The sequence below is a fragment of the uncultured Umboniibacter sp. genome, from assembly GCF_947497555.1.
GTDB lineage: Bacteria > Pseudomonadota > Gammaproteobacteria > Pseudomonadales > DSM-25080 > Umboniibacter.
On sequence record NZ_CANMGY010000002.1, the window covers coordinates 134,733 to 155,686 of the forward strand.

At 49.0% G+C, this 20,954-nt stretch carries 17 protein-coding genes and 1 tRNA gene; 6 read left to right on the forward strand and 12 right to left on the reverse strand.

Annotated features, from left to right (window positions below; all coding sequences use genetic code 11):
• Positions 1-2 precede the first annotated feature (2 nt).
• From Q0698_RS03465 to sdhC, 10 genes are all read right to left on the reverse strand, one after another.
• Entirely contained in the window at positions 3-725 is a 723-nt protein-coding gene (locus Q0698_RS03465) for a hypothetical protein (protein WP_298633768.1), read from the reverse strand.
• Positions 726-948: 223 nt separating this feature from the next.
• Complete coding sequence (sucD, locus tag Q0698_RS03470; protein WP_298633770.1) at positions 949-1,821, reverse strand: succinate--CoA ligase subunit alpha; 873 nt, start codon at positions 1,819-1,821, stop codon at positions 949-951.
• Positions 1,821-2,987: an ADP-forming succinate--CoA ligase subunit beta gene (sucC, locus tag Q0698_RS03475; RefSeq protein WP_298633772.1), complete on the reverse strand. Its 1,167-nt coding sequence runs from the start codon at positions 2,985-2,987 to the stop codon at positions 1,821-1,823. Before sucC ends, sucD begins: the two co-directional genes overlap by 1 nt.
• 113 nt (positions 2,988-3,100) lie before the next feature.
• Positions 3,101-4,543, reverse strand: a complete 1,443-nt coding sequence (gene lpdA / locus Q0698_RS03480; RefSeq protein WP_298633774.1) for a dihydrolipoyl dehydrogenase — start codon at positions 4,541-4,543, stop codon at positions 3,101-3,103.
• 20 nt (positions 4,544-4,563) lie between these two features.
• Positions 4,564-5,766, reverse strand: a complete 1,203-nt coding sequence (gene odhB, locus Q0698_RS03485) for a 2-oxoglutarate dehydrogenase complex dihydrolipoyllysine-residue succinyltransferase (RefSeq protein WP_298633776.1) — start codon at positions 5,764-5,766, stop codon at positions 4,564-4,566.
• 50 nt (positions 5,767-5,816) lie between these two features.
• Complete coding sequence (locus Q0698_RS03490; protein ID WP_298633778.1) at positions 5,817-8,648, reverse strand: 2-oxoglutarate dehydrogenase E1 component; 2,832 nt, start codon at positions 8,646-8,648, stop codon at positions 5,817-5,819.
• A 246-nt stretch (positions 8,649-8,894) separates the two neighbouring features.
• On the reverse strand, positions 8,895-9,599 hold the full coding sequence (locus Q0698_RS03495; protein ID WP_298633781.1) for a succinate dehydrogenase iron-sulfur subunit: 705 nt from the start codon (positions 9,597-9,599) through the stop codon (positions 8,895-8,897).
• Positions 9,600-9,617: 18 nt separating this feature from the next.
• The gene (sdhA, locus tag Q0698_RS03500; RefSeq protein WP_298633783.1) at positions 9,618-11,390 is read right to left on the reverse strand and encodes a succinate dehydrogenase flavoprotein subunit; all 1,773 of its coding nucleotides are present in this window, start codon (positions 11,388-11,390) and stop codon (positions 9,618-9,620) included.
• A 3-nt stretch (positions 11,391-11,393) separates the two neighbouring features.
• Positions 11,394-11,759, reverse strand: a complete 366-nt coding sequence (sdhD, locus tag Q0698_RS03505; RefSeq protein ID WP_298633785.1) for a succinate dehydrogenase, hydrophobic membrane anchor protein — start codon at positions 11,757-11,759, stop codon at positions 11,394-11,396.
• A complete protein-coding gene (sdhC, locus tag Q0698_RS03510) occupies positions 11,753-12,127 on the reverse strand; it encodes a succinate dehydrogenase, cytochrome b556 subunit (RefSeq protein WP_298633788.1) in 375 nt (124 codons plus the stop codon). Before sdhC ends, sdhD begins: the two co-directional genes overlap by 7 nt.
• A 498-nt stretch (positions 12,128-12,625) precedes the next feature.
• Between sdhC and gltA the strand changes: the two genes are divergently transcribed.
• A complete protein-coding gene (gltA, locus tag Q0698_RS03515; RefSeq protein ID WP_298633789.1) occupies positions 12,626-13,915 on the forward strand; it encodes a citrate synthase in 1,290 nt (429 codons plus the stop codon).
• A gap of 119 nt (positions 13,916-14,034) precedes the next feature.
• Here the strand turns inward: gltA and Q0698_RS03520 are convergent, their stop codons facing one another.
• Positions 14,035-16,206 (reverse strand): alpha-glucosidase, encoded by a 2,172-nt coding sequence (locus Q0698_RS03520; RefSeq protein WP_298633791.1) that lies wholly within the window; start codon positions 16,204-16,206, stop codon positions 14,035-14,037.
• 95 nt (positions 16,207-16,301) lie between these two features.
• Here Q0698_RS03520 and Q0698_RS03525 point away from each other — a divergent pair, with 95 nt between their 5' ends.
• The 5 genes from Q0698_RS03525 to Q0698_RS03545 all read left to right on the forward strand — a co-directional run bounded on the left by Q0698_RS03525 (position 16,302) and on the right by Q0698_RS03545 (position 19,505).
• A complete protein-coding gene (locus Q0698_RS03525) occupies positions 16,302-17,018 on the forward strand; it encodes a TetR family transcriptional regulator (protein WP_298633793.1) in 717 nt (238 codons plus the stop codon).
• A 66-nt stretch (positions 17,019-17,084) separates the two neighbouring features.
• Positions 17,085-17,369 carry a hypothetical protein gene (locus Q0698_RS03530; RefSeq protein ID WP_298633795.1) on the forward strand — a complete coding sequence of 95 codons (285 nt, stop codon included), beginning with the start codon at positions 17,085-17,087 and terminating at the stop codon, positions 17,367-17,369.
• Between the two features lie 34 nt (positions 17,370-17,403).
• Entirely contained in the window at positions 17,404-18,717 is a 1,314-nt protein-coding gene (yegQ, locus tag Q0698_RS03535; RefSeq protein WP_298633797.1) for a tRNA 5-hydroxyuridine modification protein YegQ, read from the forward strand.
• A gap of 68 nt (positions 18,718-18,785) precedes the next feature.
• Positions 18,786-18,861 (forward strand) — tRNA-Ala (locus Q0698_RS03540).
• A 206-nt stretch (positions 18,862-19,067) separates the two neighbouring features.
• Positions 19,068-19,505, forward strand: coding sequence for a hypothetical protein (locus tag Q0698_RS03545; RefSeq protein WP_298633799.1), 438 nt, complete (start codon positions 19,068-19,070; stop codon positions 19,503-19,505).
• A gap of 179 nt (positions 19,506-19,684) precedes the next feature.
• Here the strand turns inward: Q0698_RS03545 and Q0698_RS03550 are convergent, their stop codons facing one another.
• Positions 19,685-20,875, reverse strand: a complete 1,191-nt coding sequence (locus Q0698_RS03550) for a hypothetical protein (RefSeq protein WP_298633801.1) — start codon at positions 20,873-20,875, stop codon at positions 19,685-19,687.
• Positions 20,876-20,954: the final 79 nt, after the last annotated feature.

Consider the following 20,954-nt stretch of genomic DNA (forward strand, 5'->3'; position numbering starts at 1 on the left):
CACTAGAGCGCTCCTTTAGCTACCTTTCTCACGACTTCGTTACGATGGGCATCAACCAGAACATCCGTGCGACCACGCATATCGCCACCACTAAAGATCCACACTAGCTGAGTCACGCCCGCGCGGGAGTAAACTTGCAACGCCTCAGGCGCCGCGGCAATAACGTTGAAATCCACGCTTGCGTTCGCTGTCTCCCAGGCCGCTTCAATACTAACGGTGGGTTCAACATCTAAGTTAAGATCCACCGCTAGTGCGCCATCAAGCTCAACCAACACATTATCTCGACGAAGTACGACCAAATTGGAATCGTAAACGGGCAAACCTTTATACAATTGCCTGATACGTTCAACATCAACACTACCCACAGTACCCGAATTAAACAGTTCGACGAGTTCATCCTGCTCGCCAAGCCAACCCTGCTCCTGCAGCCAGCCCGTCAGAATTGCCGCATTCTCCTCCGCGGTAGATCCAGCGGGGAGATCGAGTTGAATTTGCGTTGTCGTTTGAGTGGAACCGATGGGCTGAATAGTGGAGTTTTCACTATTCTCTCGCTCCGAAGCCGGCGCGCCGTCGCCGCTAGCATTACGCGTGTCGGCGCTACGCGAAGCCGAAGACGGGTTCGTCGAACCCTGCTCAGAGTCATCGGTTAACGTCGGTTCAAAGGTAAGATAGAGGGCTCCCATAATTAGCAGAGTGCCCATCAGCAGCTGTATAACCCGTTTCATAGTCAGCATCCTGCAGTCATAGGGTGTATTGTTATGCCACTATTCAACCACGAAAAAAGCTTTAGCTCAAAGTTTAATGCTGTGCTGCCTACGGAAGGATCACCGCGAGAAGCGGCTACCGATTACTAAATCGGCACCTCACTCTGTTCGACTTAGTTTTGCTTTGGCGAAAAAAAAGGCCGCCTAAGGCGACCTCTTTTCGAACACTTAACAAACCACTCGCTTACCAGCCAGTAATTTCCTTCAGTGCATCACCGATGCCAGCCAAAGAACGTACTGTCTTCACGCCTGCATCTTCTAGTGCCGCAAACTTCTCGTCTGCAGTACCTTTACCGCCAGCAATGATTGCGCCAGCGTGGCCCATGCGCTTACCTGCCGGTGCAGTAACACCCGCAATGTAAGAAACAACAGGCTTAGTAACGTTTGCTTTGATGTAAGCCGCTGCTTCTTCTTCAGCAGAACCACCGATTTCACCAATCATAACAATTGCTTCAGTCTTAGGGTCGTTCTCAAACATCTCAAGAATGTCGATGAAGTTAGAGCCTGGGATTGGGTCACCACCAATACCTACACAAGTAGACTGGCCGAAACCGTGATCAGTAGTCTGCTTAACCGCTTCATAGGTCAAGGTACCTGAACGCGATACGATACCAACTTTACCTGGCAAGTGAATGTGACCTGGCATGATACCAATCTTACATTCTCCCGGAGTGATAACACCCGGACAGTTAGGACCAATTAGACGAACGCCTTGGTTGTCACAGACCACCTTTGCTTCAAGCATGTCCAGCGTTGGAATACCTTCAGTGATGGCAACAATTAGCTTAACGCCAGAGTAAGCGGCTTCGATAATAGAATCTTTGCAGAATGGAGCCGGTACGTAGATAACCGATGCATCTGCATCCGTCGCGTCTACCGCTTCTTTAACGGTGTTGAATACCGGTAGGCCTAGGTGAGTAGTACCACCCTTTCCTGGCGTAACACCACCAACCATGTTGGTACCGTAGGCAATTGCTTGCTCAGAGTGGAATGTACCCTGACCACCAGTGAAACCCTGACAGATTACTTTGGTGTCTTTATTAATTAAAACGCTCATTACTTGCCCTCCGCTGCAGCAACAACTTTTTCGGCTGCATCAGTTAAGCTAGTCGCAGCAATTACGCCAAGACCACTTTCTGCCAATACTTTTGCGCCAAGCTCAGCATTGTTACCTTCAAGGCGAACAACAACTGGTACTTCAACGCCAACTTCTTTCACTGCACCAATGATACCGTCAGCAATGAGATCGCAACGTACGATACCACCGAAGATGTTAACCAATACGGCTTTAACACTGGTGTCAGAAAGGATGATTTTGAATGCTTCGGTAACACGCTCTTTCGTTGCGCCGCCACCTACGTCAAGGAAGTTTGCTGGCTCGCCACCGTGCAACTTAACGATATCCATGGTACCCATTGCTAGGCCTGCACCGTTAACCATACAGCCGATGTTGCCATCAAGTGCTACGTAGTTAAGTTCGAACTGAGCAGCATGTGCTTCGCGCTCGTCTTCCTGTGAAGGATCGTGCATCTCTTGGATATCTTTGTGACGGTATACTGCGTTGCTATCGATAGATACTTTCGCATCTAGACAGTGCAAGTTGCCTTCATCAGTGATAACCAATGGGTTGATTTCAAGAAGGTCTAAATCCTTCTCGGTGAACATCTTCGCCAAGCCCAAGAAGATCTTGGTGAACTGCTTCATCTGTACTGGGTTCAAACCCAACTGGAAGCCAAGCTCACGAGCCTGGTATGGCTGTGCGCCACACACTGGATCGATGATCGCCTGAAGGATCTTTTCAGGAGTCTCTTCAGCAACCTTCTCAATCTCTACGCCGCCTTCAGTAGACGCCATGAAGATAACACGACGAGTTGAACGATCAACAACGGCGCCAAGGTAAAGTTCCTGAGCGATGTCAGTGCAAGTCTCAACAAGGATCTTCGCAACGGGCTGACCGTTTTCGTCTGTCTGGTAGGTAACCAAGTTCTTACCTAACCACTTGTCAGCGAATGCGTGGATGTCGTCGAAGTTGTTCAACAACTTAACGCCGCCCGCCTTACCGCGACCACCAGCGTGAACCTGGGCTTTAACAACCCACATGTCTCCGCCAATCTTCTTCGCTGCTGCGACTGCTTCTTCTGGGGTGTCACAGGCAATGCCATCTGACACAGGTAGGCCATACTGACGAAACAGCTGCTTACCCTGATACTCGTGCAAGTTCATTTTTTTACCACCTTAATTGTCCCTGGGGGAACACAAGAAAAGCGCCGTAGATAGATGCCCAATCCATGCAGCAAACCATGTACCTATGACGCTTCGATTAAAAACTTAATATATTACTTACGCTTTTTACGATTCGCTACGTGAATAGCATGGCCGTTCACTGCAAGCGCTGATTCCTTAACAGTCTCGGATAGTGTTGGGTGTGAGAACACAATCATACCGATGTCTTCTGCGGTTGCACCGAACTCCATCGCGATAGCAATCTGCTGGACCAAGTCAGCAGCCGAAGGGCCGATGATGTGGAAACCAACAATGCGATCTGTTTTCGCGTCAGCGATCATCTTCACCGTACCTTTGGCTTCGTTAGCAGCCATAGCACGACCCGATGCAGCAAACGGGAATAAACCGACATTGTAGTCGACACCATTCGCTTTCACTTGTTCTTCGGTCAAACCAACCGAAGCAATCTCTGGGTGAGTGTAGATAACGTTAGGAATGATGTCGTAGTTTACCTGAGCCTTTTGACCCGCAATACGCTCGGCAACCATGACACCCTCTTCAGAACCTTTGTGCGCAAGCATTGGGCCGCGAACTACGTCACCACAGGCGTAAACACCCGGTACCGCAGTAGCACACTGCTCATCGACAAAAACAAAGCCGCGCTCGTCAAGCTCAACGCCCGAGTCAGCAGCGAAAAGGCCTTCAGTGAATGGACGACGACCAACACAAACAATTAGCTTGTCGAAAGTGACTGTCTCTTCTTCACCCTTAGCGTTCTGATAGGTCACTTCAACTTCAGAACCATTGACTTTAGAACCGGTAACTCGTGCGCCCAGACGGATATCTAAGCCCTGCTGAGTGAAGGTCTTCTTCGCTTCCTTCGCAATCTGCTTATCCATCATGAACAGGAAGTCTTCCTGAGCTTCCAAGCAAACCACATCAGCACCTAGACGAGCCCAAACTGAACCTAACTCTAGACCGATAACACCAGCACCAATCACGCCAAGACGCTTAGGTACTTCAGTGAACTCCAGCGCGCCAGTAGAGTCGACAATGACGTCATTATCAACTGGAGCGCTTGGGATATTGATAGGTACCGAACCCGTACTGATAATCACGTTGGCCGCTTCGAAAGTTTCCACAGCACCATCATTACCTGTGAATTCAACTTGCTTGTTGGCAAGAAGCTTACCTTTGCCCGCTAGTGCGTCGACGCCATTCGCCTTGAACAGTGCCGCAACACCACCCGTTAAGTTCTTAACGATTTGGCGCTTGCGGCCAATCATCGCTTCGATATCGATCTGAACGTCGCTGGTAGAGATACCGTGCACATCCAATGAATCCTTAGCTTCGTGATACTTCCACGAAGAATCCAAAAGTGCCTTTGAAGGGATACAACCCACGTTCAAGCAAGTTCCGCCAAGCGTTTGCTTGCCGTCTGCATCAACCATCTTGTCGATACAAGCTGTTTTCAAACCAAGTTGCGCAGCGCGAATTGCAGCGACATAACCCGCTGGACCCGCACCAATTACGATGACATCGTATTTTGTAGACATTGAGTAAAACCTTCCTTTAATTACACACCCAATAGGATGCGAGCTGGATCTTCTAGCAATTCTTTAATTGTAACGAGGAAACCGACCGCTTCTTTACCATCGATCAAACGGTGATCGTAAGAAAGCGCAAGATACATCATCGGACGAATTACGACCTGACCGTTCTCAGCCATTGGACGATCTTGGATTTTGTGCATTCCCAAGATAGCGGCCTGAGGTGGATTCAGAATCGGTGTGGAGATCAGTGAACCAAACACACCACCGTTAGTGATAGTGAAGGTTCCGCCTGACATTTCTTCAATCGTCAACTTACCATCACGACCGCGAAGACCAAGATCGCGAATGGTGTTTTCGATCTGAGCCATGCTCATGTTTTCTGCGTTACGAAGACACGGAACAACTAGCCCCTTCTCCGTAGAAACAGCCACACCAACATCCTGGAAACCATGGTAGACAATATCGTTACCATCAATTGACGCGTTGACTGCAGGGAACTTTTTAAGGGCTTCGGTAGCGGCCTTAACAAAGAAACTCATGAAGCCTAGGCGAGTGCCGCCGTTAACTTTCTCGAACTGATCTTTGTACTTGCTGCGCAATTCCATAACTGGCTGCATGTTAACTTCATTAAAGGTAGTGAGCATGGCAGTGCTCTGACTCGCATCAAGTAGACGCTCGGCAATACGTTTACGCATACGCGTCATCGGCACACGCTTCTCAGTACGTTCACCCACTGGAAGCTCAAGCTCTGCCGCAGGTGCCGCGGATTTAGCTGGCGCTGCCTTAGCGGGTGCCGCTTTGAAGTTTACGACGTCTTCTTTCGTAACCAATCCACCTTTGCCAGTGCCCGTAATAGCTGCTGGGTCAATACCCTTCTCTGCCGCTAACTTACGTGCTGCTGGAGATAACACTTTGTCACCTACGGTAACGGTTGCTTCCTCTGCCGCGTCACCAGCGGGTGCTGCAGCAGCCGGGGCAGCAGCCGCTGCGCCTTCTGCAATCACTGCAATCACTTCGTTGCTCTGAATTGTGTCACCTTCGCCGAACAGTTGGGACTCAAGAACGCCATCAGCGGGCGCAACCACTTCGAGTACTACTTTGTCGGTTTCGATCTCAACAATCAGTTCGTCACGCTCAACTGCTTCACCTGGTTGCTTCAACCACGCGGCAATGGTGCCATCCTGAACTGACTCGGGAAAAGTTGGTGCTTTTATTTCAATAGCCATTGTTTATATGCTCGCTTGTTTTGTGGGACTACCCATCAAGTGTTCAATAATTATACGCTTAGTGCGTCCGCTAGGAAACGCTTCTGTTGTTCAAGGTGCAAACTCATTGAACCTGCCGCCGGTGCGGCCGAAGCCTCACGACCCACATAGCTCAATGCTAATGCCGAATCATGCTCATTTACGGCACGGTGCAAGTGGTGCTGACTCGAGTACCAAGCCCCTTGGTTCATTGGCTCTTCCTGACACCACACAACATCCTTTAGGTTCTTGTAAGGTGCCAACGCTGCGGCTAGCTCTTCATGAGGGAACGGATATAACTGCTCCAGACGAATGAACGCTACATCATCTTGACCAGTCTCTTCGCGAGCCTCTACCAAATGGTAGTAGACCTTACCGGAACAAAGTACCACGCGCTTCACCTTAGCAGGATCCGCTGCAGGATCTTGCAAGACGTTCTGGAAACCACCTTTTGCTAAATCTTCCAACGATGACGTTGCCAATGGATGACGAAGAATCCACTTAGGACTCATCACCACTAATGGACGACGCATTGGTCGAACAACCTGGCGGCGCAACATATGGAACACCTGCGCCGGGGTGGTAGGTATACAAACTTGAATGTTGTGCTCTGCACACAATTGGAGGAATCGCTCCAAACGTGCCGACGAGTGCTCAGGACCCTGACCTTCATAACCGTGCGGAAGCAACATAGTTAGGCCACACAAACGGCCCCACTTGTGCTCACCACTCGTGATGAACTGGTCAATAACAACCTGTGCGCCGTTCGCAAAGTCACCAAACTGAGCTTCCCAGATAACTAGCGCATTCGGGCGAGTTGTTGAGTAGCCATATTCAAACGCTAAGACCGCTTCTTCCGACAACAGTGAATCGTTAATCGTGAAGCGCGGCTGTTCGTCAGCAAGGTGCTTCATCGGAATATAGGATGAACCATCCTTCTGCGAATGAACCACTGCATGACGGTGAGAGAAGGTACCACGACCCACATCCTGCCCCGTTAAACGGACGCTGGCGCCATGATCTAGGACGGTTCCGTAAGCGAGAAGCTCGGCCATACCCCAGTTAATCGGGAGTGCGCCAGCCGCCATCTTACGACGATCTTCATAAATCTTGGTAACCTGACGCTGCATCACTACGCCGTCTGGCACTTCACACAGCTTCTGACCTAACTCTTTTAGCTTGGCAATTGGGTAACTAGTGTCGCCTGCCGCATCCCAGTCATGCCCTAAATACGGCGTCCAATCAACGAACAGCGACGAATCGGGCTCAGATACTAGGGCATTCGCGACATCTTTACCCGAGTCAAGCTTCTCACGATACTCGTTCATTAACTGACGACCAAAGCCAGCGGGAATAATCCCTTCATTCTCAAGCTTTGCCGAGTAGCTGGTAAACGCGCTCTTATGCGTTTTAATCACTTTGTACATGAGGGGCTGAGTAGCCGACGGCTCATCCGTTTCGTTGTGACCTCGGCGTCGGTAGCACACCAAGTCAATGACAACATCTTTCTTAAACTCGTTGCGGTAATCTACCGCCAACTGAGTCACGAAGAGCACCGCTTCTGGATCGTCACCATTTACATGCAAGATTGGCGCTTCGATCATCTTCGCCACATCAGTACAGTACATAGTAGAACGAGCATCTTCACGGTTGTTAGTAGTAAAACCAACCTGGTTATTGAGCACGATGTGAATGGTGCCACCCGTGGTATAAGCGCGCGTCTGAGACATTTGGAAAGTCTCTTGAACCACACCTTGACCCGCAAACGCCGCATCACCGTGGATAACGATGGGTACCACCGTATTGCGAACTTCATCCTGTCGGCGATCTTGACGAGCGCGGACCGAACCTTCAACTACCGGGGAAACAATCTCAAGGTGGGAAGGGTTAAACGCCATCGCTAAGTGGACTTCGCCACCGGAGGTCATCACATTGGAAGAAAAACCCTGGTGGTATTTTACGTCACCGGAAGTCTCGACCAGCGTCTTGCCTTCGAACTCATCAAAGAGATCTGCAGGATTCTTACCCAGAATGTTAACGAGCGTGTTTAAACGGCCTCGGTGCGCCATACCAATGACGATTTCTTTAGCACCGTGTGAGCCTGAGCGCTGAATCATTTCGTCCAGCATTGGAATCAGACTCTCGGCTCCTTCAAGACCAAAGCGTTTGGTGCCTGGGTACTTTGAATCAAGATGCTTTTCTAAGCCCTCGGCAGCGCTCATACGCTCAAGCAAATGTTGCTTTACCTCAGTGCTATAAGCCGGCTTCGCGCGAACACTTTCGGTGCGCTGCTGCAACCAACGTTTCTCATCCAGATCCGTGATGTGCATCGTCTCAACGCCAACCGGGCCACAGTAGGTCGCCTCAAGCGCTGAAATAATGTCTTTAAGGCTAGCCTCTTTGAGGTCAAAGAAGGTTGAACCAGTTTGGAACATGGTATCCAAATCAGCATTAGAGAGCTTATGGTAAGCCAACTCTAACCAAGGTACATATTCCTGCTGAGTAAGATTTAGCGGGTCGAGCTTGGCCTTTTGATGGCCTCGCGAGCGATAGCCAGCGATGAGCTCCATGACCGCAACCTGTTTGCGTTCATGCTCAATATCAGCACTGCCTTCGCCACGAACAACAAGTGGGCGGCTCTGATTTTTGGCCATTAATTCAAACTGGTGAATAATTTCGGAGTGCGGAACGTCTTGGGCGTGTGAGCCCTCCACGCGAGGGAGTTTTTCGAAGTAACCGCGCCAGTCCTCTGGGACCGCGTTCGGGTCAAGCAAATAGCTTTCGTAAAGCTCTTCAACATAGCTCGCATTTCCACCTGACAGGTGCGAGGTACGCAAAAGCGCTTCCATAGAGTTATCTTGCATTGCAAGTCCACCACTTATGGGCGTGTAAACCGCCGATTTTTACCACATTTAATCCTCAAAAAGGCCGATGATCCTATTCACCGACCTTTACTACGAGGGATTATCAACGCTAGAGACACAAGTTGCAATGTCAACCTAGGTACGTAATTAGTCGCATACTAAGTTAAGACCATAACTAAAGACATTGCCGTCAGATATTTCAAGCGTCTGGAATTTCTACGAATTCCTTAATCAATAACGCGCAGTTTAAACTGCGCGCTGAAGTAACATTGTGCGAATATGACCAATCGCACGCGTCGGGTTCAAACCCTTCGGACATACATTGACGCAATTCTGGATACCATGACAACGGAAAACGCTGAAGGGATCATCTAACTGAGCAAGGCGCTCTTCGGTGGCTGTATCGCGGCTATCCGCCAAGAAACGATAGGCCTGAAGAAGTCCAGCAGGGCCAATGAACTTGTCTGGATTCCACCAGAACGAAGGACAACTCGTTGAACAACAGGCGCACAGAATACACTCATACAGACCATCTAGCTTCTCACGATCTTCAGGTGACTGAAGACGCTCAATAGCTGGAGCCGGCGTATTGTTCTGAAGGAACGGCGTAACTTTCTCGTACTGCGCGTAGAACTGACTCATATCAACAATGAGATCGCGTACTACTGGCAGACCCGGTAACGGTCGAATAACAAGCTTGTTACCACGTGAAGCTGAGCTCACGGTAGTAATACATGCCAAGCCATTCTTACCGCCCATGTTCATACCATCTGAACCACAAACACCTTCTCGACACGAACGACGGTAAGTGATGGATTCATCCTGCTCCTTAAGCATGCCTAGTACATCAAGTACCATGACATCCTTACCTTTAAGATCAACTTCAAAGTCTTGCATGTATGGGGCAGCGTCGACTTCTGGGTTGTAGCGATATACGCTTACTTTCAACATCTCTGATCTTCCCCTTAATTAGTAAGTACGTGCTTTTGGCTCGAAGGTTGGAACAGTCTTCGGCTCAAAGTTAACATCGCGCTTAGCAATTGACTTAGTCAGTGGGTTGTACATGGTGTGACACAACCAATTCTCATCATCGCGATCTTGGAAATCATCACGTGCGTGAGCACCACGACTCTCGGTACGAGCCTCGGCTGCAACAGCCGTCGCTTCAGCAACTTCAAGTAGGTTTTGCAACTCAAGTGCTTCAATACGAGCAGTGTTGAACGCGTGGGTCTTATCAGCAACGTAGACGTTTTCAATACGCTCACGAAGATCCTTTAGCTTTTCAATGCCCGTTGCCATGAAGTCACCACGACGGAAGACACCGAAGTAGTTCTGCATAACGGTCTGCAGTTCCTTGCGAAGCGCTGCTGCACCTTCACCGTTCTCTGAGCCATTAACCTTATTCAAGCGGGACATTGCGGCATCGATATCACTATCGCGCGCTTCCTTCATCTCAATACCTTCACGGAGCGCCTTCTCAATTGCCAAGCCTGATGCACGTCCGAAGACCACCAAGTCAAGCAACGAGTTACCACCTAAGCGGTTAGCACCGTGAACTGAAACACAAGCCGCTTCACCACAGGCATAAAGACCGCCAATAACTTCGAGCTCGCCGTTATCACCCATGGCCAAAGCTTGACCATCAATGTTGGTCGGAATTCCGCCCATCATGTAGTGGCAGGTTGGGACGACTGGAATTGGACCATCTGCTGGATCGATGTGTGCAAAGGTCTTAGACAGTTCACAAACACCCGGAAGGCGAGAGTAAAGAATATCCTTACCTAAATGATCAAGCTTAAGATAAACGTGATCGCCATCTTCGCCACAACCGCGACCTTCAAGAATTTCTAGCGTCATCGAGCGTGCAACCACGTCACGCGAGGCAAGATCTTTCGCATTCGGCGCGTAGCGCTCCATGAAACGCTCGCCATCTTTATTGACTAGATAGCCACCTTCACCACGACAACCCTCGGTTACTAGCGTACCCGCACCCCAAATACCGGTTGGGTGGAACTGCCACATTTCAATATCCTGAACCTGATAACCAGCACGAAGCGCCATGCCGATACCGTCACCGGTATTGATGTGAGCGTTAGTGGTTGAAGCGTAGATACGACCTGCACCACCGGTAGCCATTACGGTAGCTTTCGCCTTCACGTAAACAGTCTCACCAGTTTCCATACAGATGGCGATAACGCCCGTCGTGTCGCCGTCTTCGTTCTTGACGATATCAACGGCGTACCACTCATTAAGGAAAACAGTTTTGTTTTCCATGTTATTTTGGTAAAGCGTATGCAAAAGAGCGTGACCCGTACGATCCGCTGCTGCGCACGTACGAGAAGCCTGCTGCTTCACATCATAATTCTTTGACTGACCACCAAACGGACGCTGGTAAATGCGGCCATTCTCGGTGCGAGAAAATGGCAAACCCATGTGCTCGAGTTCGAAAACCGCTTCCGGCCCAATCTTACACATGTACTCAATCGCGTCCTGGTCACCAATGTAATCAGACCCCTTAACGGTGTCATACATGTGCCAGCGCCAATCATCATTTGGATCTTCACTTGCGATTGCACAGGTGATACCACCCTGAGCGGAAACCGTGTGCGAACGAGTAGGAAAAACCTTCGATACAACGGCCGTTTTGAAACCGGATTTTGATAGCTCAAGTGCAGCACGCATGCCGGCACCACCGCCGCCTACAATGACAGCATCAAAAGAAATAGTACGCATCGTAGTCATCTGTTAACCCCACAAAATCTGGAACGACCAGACCATATAAAAAACAAGAATAATGAAACCAATCAGTTGAAGCACAAGGCGAAGAACGGTTGCCTTTGCACCCATCATGCGCTCGGTGACATAGTCAGATAATACTGCCCACCAACCAATCCATGCATGACCTGCAAGTGAGAGAATAGCTAGCAAACTGAAGACCTTCACCCATATTGGCTGAAAAGCTGCTGACCATGCTGAGTAAGTTAACTCAGGAGTGCAGAGCACAATGAACCCAACATAGAGAAAGAAGGCAAGAAGAATCACAGCACTAAGACGCTGGATAACGAAATCGGCGACGCCACTGCGACCGAGACTAGTAACTGACTTTACCATAACCATATCCCCACGAAGATTGCTTGTACGATGGCTAACACGATCACGATGCGCGCACCCAAACGACCACCCTCAAGCGTCTCACCTAGGCCAAGATCCATGAGCAAATGGCGAACGCCGGCAATCATGTGGTAGCCGAGGCCGACTAATACAAACCATAGAACAGCCTTTGCGACCGGAGATGACAAGCACTCTTTGACTTGATTAAAGCCTTCTTGACTTGAAAGTGAAGTGTCGAGCATCCAGAGGAGGACGGCCACACCAAGTAGCAAAAACACTCCACTAATGCGATGCAAGATTGAAGCATACGCAGTAATGGGTAATTTGAGCGTCGAAATATCTAAATTGACTGGTCTATTTTTGTTCACAGCTGAACCTTTTTTTGTTGCATCTATAAGGACTGTACATAGGCAGGAGCAATATTGGATCACTACTAACCATGAAGCGCTTGCACGACGAGATTATATTGACCCGTCACTCGCCTTACAAACACTGATACGAAACAGTGATGTATGCGGACTATAAGCTGGCTGAATACTAGCAAAAAAAACAACACTAGATGTATTAAATTAGCTTTTTTTACGCAAAAATCACTATTTGTGCGAATTTATAGCCCCTTAACCCCTCTATAAAAATTTGACATGACTCTACGGCTATATATAGTGTCGCTCCAATAGCTGGAGTGACTGTATCTTTAAAGAATAGCCATCCAACTCAAGCAAACTATCGTAGAATAGTTGACGCAGCGGGTATCAACCAACACTAGGTGTTTTTTACCCACTCTCCCGTTCCGGGTCTATACTAATTAAGCCCTGCGGATCGAGCGATTAGCTCATTCAAAACCAGATTGATTCAGGAGTCGCTAAATGAGCGAAAAAATGGCACGCCTTACCATCGATGGCATGGACGAAGCATTAGAATTCCCAGTATACAGCGGAACAATCGGACCTGACGTAGTAGACGTCCGAAGCTTAGTAAGCAAAGGTTTATTCACCTATGATCCGGGTTTCGTTTCAACTGCTGCAACTGATTCAGCAATTACCTTCATCGATGGCGGTAAGGGCACGTTGCTTCACCGCGGATATCCCATCGAACAACTTGCCGAGCAATCAGACTTTCTTGAAGTATGTTATCTACTATTGAACGGTGAACTACCTTCAACTGAAGAAAAGGCTGAGTTCGTCAACACTGTTACCCGTCACACTATGGTGCACGAGTCAATTGCAGACTTCTTCAAAGGCTTCCGTCGCGATGCACACCCTATGGCGATCATGTGTGGTGTTGTCGGTGCACTGTCGGCGTTCTATCACGATTCGCTAGATATCACTAATCCACGTCATCGCGAGGTTTCTGCATTTCGTCTAGTGGCTAAGATGCCTACTTTAGCAGCAATGACCTATAAGCATGGCATTGGTCAACCATTCATCTTCCCTCGAAACGATCTATCGTTCGCAGAAAATTTCCTGCACATGATGTTCGCAACACCGGCTGAAGAGTACAAGGTTAATCCAGTTCTTGCTAACGCAATGGACAAGATCTTCTTGCTCCACGCTGATCACGAGCAAAACGCTTCAACGTCAACCGTGCGTTTGGCCGGCTCTTCGGGTGCAAACCCATTTGCCTGCATTGCATCAGGTATTGCTGCACTTTGGGGTCCAGCACACGGCGGCGCTAACGAAGCCGTTCTAACAATGCTTGAAGAGATTGGCGATGAGTCGAAGATCGATGAGTTCGTAGCTCGCGCTAAAGACAAGAACGATCCTTTCCGCTTAATGGGCTTTGGCCACCGCGTCTACAAGAACTACGATCCACGCGCTACCGTTATGCGTCAGTGCTGTGACGAAGTCCTTGCTGAGCTCGGCCTTGAGAACGATCCACTTCTTAAGATCGCTAAACGTCTTGAGCAGATTGCTCTCGAAGACCCGTACTTCGTTGAGAAGAAACTTTACCCGAACGTTGATTTCTACTCAGGTATTATTCTGAAAGCACTGGGCATCCCGGTTGAAATGTTCACGGTAATTTTCGCGACTGGTCGCACTATCGGCTGGATCTCTCACTGGAATGAAATGATCAGCGGCTCGTACAAAATTGGTCGCCCGCGCCAGCTTTACACCGGTGCAGCGCCGCGTGACTTCGTAGCCTTAGACAAGCGTTAAGCTCGACTTTAAGCTACGAAAAAAGGCCATCCCCGTAAGGAGATGGCCTTTTTTAACGCCGAAGGAAAAACAGCCTTCGTCAGTAATCAGCTTTGACGCTCACTCAGTCATCTTGGAACTTATTCATCAAGTACCCCGCCAATTCGGGTAAATGCCGCCGGCTGACCAATTGGGGCAGCAACCTTGATAACTTTCCCCGCCGAAGTACCCGAGTAAACATTCCCCGTCCACCAGTGACGCCACTCGCCCGGAGGAATGATCACCACCACTTCGTCGACACCTTTATCTAGAACAGGTGCAACTAATAGATCCGAGCCCAAAAAGAACTGTTCATAACGAAGCCCCCAAAAACGCGTAACATCTGGATATTCTATCAAAGGATGACGGACTGGCGGGATTCCGGTGCGCTCCATTTCATCATATAAATGTCGTCGATAGCTTCCCAGCGAACTAAACACTTCAGTCATCGCTCGGGTACTCGCCAACAGCTCTTCATCATAAATCTGAGCATTAACATCCGGAAGGTTCCCTTCATGGGAGCGAAAGATTAATCCAAAGGCGTTCAACTCAAGCCAGCGTTTTAGTAGCTCAGGGCTTCGATGTACTTCAGCAAGAGGATGATCGATGGTGGTGTAGCCGCCAATGTCAGAGTGATTGACTGAGAGACCCGAGAGAGATGCCGATAGCAGACCGGTGACTGCAGATTTAATACCATCATGCTCATCCCAATCAACCAGTTGATCCCCTAGCCAGAAGACACCGCCAACACCCGCCGACCCGGTAAAAGCTGAACGGTGCCAGATTAAGGGCTCCTCGATTTGCAGTTGATGGGCTAATTCTTGATTAAACTGACTCCACAGAACGGGATAACGATTATGCTTCGCTAAGCCTTCAGCACCGCCCTCGCCCGGATAGGCTTCGGCAAAGTCTGCCATCCAGCCACTCCAATTCAGAGCGTCTATTTCGGCACGAACTTCTTGCTGCAACAACTCACTCGCCGCGGGTTGAAATAGGTCAACGAGATTCGCTGAAAACGAAGTATTTGGGAAGGGTATTGGCTCTCCGTCGACATCCTCCACAAAAGCATTGACGGCGTTTAGTCGGTGCCACATATCCTCTTCCGCCGGTAAGCGAGGGGATTCAACCAGAAAGGGGTTTAGATAACCTAAAACTCTAATATCCGCTTCAGCTAACAGCTCAACCTGCTGCTGCCAGTGAGGGTAATGCCCCGTATCCAGAGCCCAATTCCACCAGAGCTGTTTACCGAAACTCGTCTTCCGTTGCCCCACCCAGTCCTGAAGCCAGACACCCGCTAACGGGACTCCCGCAGCGCGAAGGCGATCGATTTTCGACCAGGCTTCACTGCCGCCCTGCACTCCTGCAATTAAGCCTTGATCCACCCACGTCGGCGGTGCTGACATCCGCCCAGTATCGGCGGTAAATTCCGATATAAACTGTTTTGGGCTGTCCGCCAAGTAGACTTTCATCTTGAGTTGACTAGCCGCGGTGCTGATCATCGCTCGGTCCGATGAGCGAAAATCAAACCAACTCGGTTCGTCATTATTCAACCAAAACGCTCTGCCATACGAGGTAAAGAACCACGGTATCGGCGCATAACTTGAATGCCATTTACCGCCCGCTCCAGCCGTCCAGTCAACCATTGAAGTTAACGGTTCAACGCCTCTGCCGATGCCCTGTTCCGAGACAATAATCGGTAACAAGAGACCACGCATATTAAGATGACTAAACTGCGCTCCAAAGCCTATCGCCGCTTCATCCGTTGGCATTTCGAACATTAAGCTGAGAAGCATCTCGGAAGCAAATAGCGCTTCTGAGCGCTGTTCCAATTCAAGCGTGAACTGATGATCATTGATTGAATCTATTGTCAGTTGGTAGGGAAATGCTTGCGTGCTGCATATCAGCTGACCGCTAATAGTCATTACTTCAGGGGTATCACTATCAAGCGAAACTTGGCTCACTGACTGTTCGCAACTCGACCACGAAAGATCAACCTCCGCCGAAACCATGCCACGGTGTTCTTGAAGAGTCACCGGCTGCGGGTGAACATCCAAAAAGCGCTCGCCGCGGACATTTCTCAAGACAATCTCACCATCGGCATTGCGAATAATTAAATGCCAGGGATTAAGCTCAACGCTAATTCCTTCGAGCTCCCAATGACCAATCACCTCAACGTTGAGGTCATTCCGCTCCCAAGACCACCAGCGCCAATCTTCGAAGAAGACAACGAGCAATAGTAGCCCGATTAACCCAAACCCCTTAAGAATTTTCATATTCCCTCAACTTAGTGCTAGGCTATGTATATTATTGTTGTAGCAATTGATTACTAGACTAGCGTAAAAACGCCAGAATCACTAGGAAGCTCAAAGTGAAAAAAGGTGAACTCACCAAACGTGATATAGTAGAAGCTACTCTGCGGGTTATCGCCTCTCAGGGCGTGCACGGCACGACCTTTCGAGCCGTTGCCGACGAAGCAAATATCAAGTTATCACTCGTTGGCTACCATTTCCCTGATCGTACGATCTTACTCAGAAAGACCATTGCCATTTTATTTAGCCGGCAGTCCGGTTTGATAAACAATGTGTTCAACGAGATTTTCAGTTTAATTGCAAAGTTCAATCAACGAGATTTTCGCCGTTCTATATCACGCGCCGAAATTGCCCTACTACTTTCTGATGCCGTTACGGATGTGATCTACAACTATTATTTATCGGATCGGGTAGACCCTAAGGTACTGTTGAATCTTAAGTTCGACATTCACCCTGACCCAGCCTTACTTCATGTCCGCAACCTCGGTCACAGATCGTTAAAAGCCTATCTCATCGAGCTGTGCCGAAAAATCCACTCTGATAGCCCCGTAGATGACTCGCGATTACTCGCCGGGATCTTCACATTATTTGAATTAGAATCTCTGCAACAGACACGACCTGAATACCGCAAAATATACAATGCAGTTTGGCAGTGCTTTAGTCACATCTTAAATGTCTCAGGCAACCTTCATGAGGTCTCCGAGCGAGTCAAACGACATAAAATGACGTCCTACGATGCCCTGCTAGATCACGAAGACCTGTTTTCCTCGCTATAATAGTTAGTTCCTCGGCTTGCTCCGCTTAGCGCCCTAATTTACACTCCGCCCAACTAAGGAGTTGCCATGTACATTTTTTCTATAACGGCTGTCGCTCGTATTGACCAAGACGGATTCACGGCTGGCACATCAAAACCTTTCATTGTTTATATTAATTTCGCCGATTTATTCGGAGCTCGAGCGCTGGCTCAGGCCTATTTGCTCAAGGCAGGCTTTCACAAGCTTCGCTTCGATGATCAGAAGCATCTCAGTCCTGAACAGCTAAGCGATCATGCAACCGTTGCTGGCAACAGGCAAATCGTAGAAGCACTGGAACACGGTTTTTCATTACAGATATTCGAAAGCCACTGAGCACTTAAAGAGAGCCAGTTAGGAGATTAAGCGAATGAAAACAGAACTTCTCAGCCCTGCGGGTTCACTTAGAGCGATGCGCTACGCGTTTGCCTACGGCGCCGATGCCGTGTATGCGGGACAACCCCGTTACAGTCTGCGAGTCCGCGAGAACGAGTTCAATAAAATGGATGTGATGGCGGCGGCGATTGAAGAAGCCCACAGCTTAGATAAATTGTTTTTTATCGCTAGCAATCTTTCTCCCCATAACAACAAAGTGAAAACCTATTTACGTGATATGGCAGATGTCGTCGCGATGAAACCGGACGCATTTATTATGAGTGATCCGGGCCTGATTGCGATGGTCAAGGAAACTTGGCCTGATCAAGAAATTCATCTGTCTGTTCAATCTAATGCCGTAAACTTTGCCACCGTAAAGTTTTGGAAGAATATGGGTATTAGTAGAGTAATTCTAAGCCGAGAATTATCGCTTGATGAGATCGCAGAGATTCGCCAAGAATGCCCTGATATTGAGCTTGAAGTGTTTGTTCATGGAGCGCTTTGCATGGCCTATTCCGGCCGCTGTCTTCTCTCGGGATATATTAATCATCGTGACTCTAACCAGGGCGCATGCACTAATGCCTGTCGCTGGAAGTATCAGGCCACCCCGGCGGAAGAAACAGCCGAAGGGAATATTCAGGCGAATATGGAGGTAAACACCTTCGAGCCGAAGCCGTTACAGATGGTGCTGCAAGATGTTACCAAGCCCGATGAGATTATCCCTGCCTATGAGGATGAAACTGGCACCTACTTTATGAACTCTAAAGACCTCCGTGCCATTCAGCATGTTGAGCGTCTAATGAAGATGGGTATCGATAGCCTCAAGATTGAAGGACGTACCAAAACGTACTTCTATGCCGCCAGAACAGCTCAAGCTTATCGTCGAGCGATTGATGATGCGGCTGCGGGGCGCCCCTTTAACATGAAATTGATGGATGATTTGGAATCCCTCGCTAACCGAGGTTATACCGAAGGCTTCTATCGCCGCCACGTTCCTGGTGAGATGCAAAATTATGAAAATGGAAGCTCGAAAATGCATCAGCACCAGTTCGTGGGCGATGTAACATTTGTTCAAGATGGCTGGGCAACCATTGAGGTTAAGAACAAGTTTTTTGTAGGCGATACGCTAGAGATAATGACGCCCGCGGGTAATCATAAGCTCCGCCTAACCGCAATGCGCGATAAGCGTGGCGATGATTGCGTAGAGGCCAAAGGCTCTGGCCATATTGTTACCATTCCGTGGCCCCTTCAGGCTAGCCCTAAGCACGCTATGATACTGCGTGAACTCCCGGTAGCGAAAAACAGCTAAGCTATTGCTTTTGTTGTAGAAAACGGTTGACAGGTGTTGAGTAATTGCTAAACTGCGCATCGTCTTTAGGGGCCTTAGCTCAGCTGGGAGAGCGCAACACTGGCAGTGTTGAGGTCAGCGGTTCGATCCCGCTAGGCTCCACCAATTAAAAACCTGATTCCGTGAATCAGGTTTTTTTTCGCCTACCATTTAAGTGTTCAACTTCTCGCTAACTTCTCCGCGCTTCTCCCGAGAGCGCGTAACCGACGCAATCACCTACGATGAGTAGCTAACTTGTCGCGAATTAGTCGCCAAAATCTGGTTCTTCATCTAGCCTGCTAATATAGCTTTTAGCACTTAAGGAAACTAGCATGAAGAAATCAACAGTCTCAATTTTTTCTACCTTCATCTTTATACTGGCCTGTAGTTCATCTGTTGAACTAAAGGAACAGCCGGCAATTGAACAGCATGTTGATGATCACGACCACCATCACGGAGCTGATGGCCACCTCAGCGAGGACGAGCATCATCACGAGACTGACAGCCATGTATTAAGTGAAAGCGAACCCACTGATAACCATTTTGATGATCACGAACACCATCACGGTGTTGACGGCCATATTTCTGAGCATGAACATCATCATGGGGAGGATGGCCATTCATCGGAGCATGAGCATCACCATGGTGAGGATGGTCACGACACCGAACACCAACATCATCATGAGGATAGTCTCCACCTTAGTGAGCACGAGCATCATCACCTAGAGGACGCTGACTCTGACGAAGCTGACGATCACCATCATCACTAAGAATCATTAATCCCAAGGGGGTATGAGGACGGTGGCAAGAATTGCCACTCTAGAGAGTCAATACCCTCTGGGAGTCAGCATCCGCTAGGACGGCACAATTAAAGATCCTAGATCTCCTCTCAACGCCATAGCCAATGTCGTTTCTATTCTGGGAACGAGCTAAGTCGTTGACGACCGTCTCAATGCAATTGGCGCAACTTTGCGTAATAAATCCCGGTGCCTTGGGCAGAATCCTTCTCTCTTGCTTCAGCCAACGTAACGTCCGCCCGATGCGTCCACCCCCGTTTGCGATAAAGCGCCGCCAAGGAGTAATGGAGCTCTACCACTTGCGGCGCAAGTTCAACGGCTCGCTCTAGATGCGCAATCGCTTCAGTCCACTCAGAGCTAGCAATTGCTCGCTCTGCGCGAGCCACATGAGTCACAGGCTGAGCTTCCATATAACTGGCGATCTGCCGTTCAATAAAGCGCACGCGTCTCATATCACCCTGTCGTTGATAGAAGCGAGCTAGAGCATTCAGCCCTATCTCCGGAGCAATAGTCGCCTGTGATGCTCGAGTGAGTAAAGCGGTCTCTTGGGCCAAAGACGGTTGGTAGAAGTTTGCCAGATTAAGCCATAATCCGGCATGCTCGGGAAAAAGCTCAACCGCCTCCTTTGCTAAAATCGCCGCAGTGGTTAAGTCATCCCTACGCCATGCAGAGACGGCTTGATTTGACCTTAGTAAGCCTAGAGCCTCACTGTCTAATAGCGGTTGAGATAAGGACTCCATTGCCTCTTGGCCCGTTACATCAAAGCGAAAGTTAGCTTTACCTACAGTAACGACAGCTACTGCATGATCCATGCGAATCCAGGTGTCATCCATGGTCTCCCAGCCGGAGCTGTCGTTAACAAGTTCGAAGTTAGCCTCCAAGCCCAACTCGCGAGCATGAGTCACTACCCAACTCGCAAAATCTAAACAATTCCCAGTAAAAGCTTCAACATCCTGCCGATTATCAACCAATGCCCTATAACGCCAATTAAAACGTTCATCATTGAATACGAGTTGCCTGAGACGAATTGCCATCCTTCGATTATCTACGGAGCCTCGCGTGCGTAAACGTGAGCCTTCTGCGCGAATGGGATCTACAGGAAACCGAGTGTTAGAAAGTCTTGAAGGACTACTCTTATCAACTGTTACATCACTGAAGGGCTCCGAAACTGCCTGAATTAGTTCGGCTGAAATTGGATGTTCCAACTCTGCGAGCGGACTTTTGAATGGTGGCAACACAACAGTCGCTAGTAACTGCTGGTCCGAGATTTGCTGAGATGATTGCGTGCATGCCTGCAGCCAAAGGATAACCAACAATAAAGAGAAGGCACTCATTCGTTTCATCAAGACAAGTTCTCCCATGTGTGAAGTTCGTAACCGATTAAGCCATCATTATAATCTAGTCATCAAATATAAGGCATTT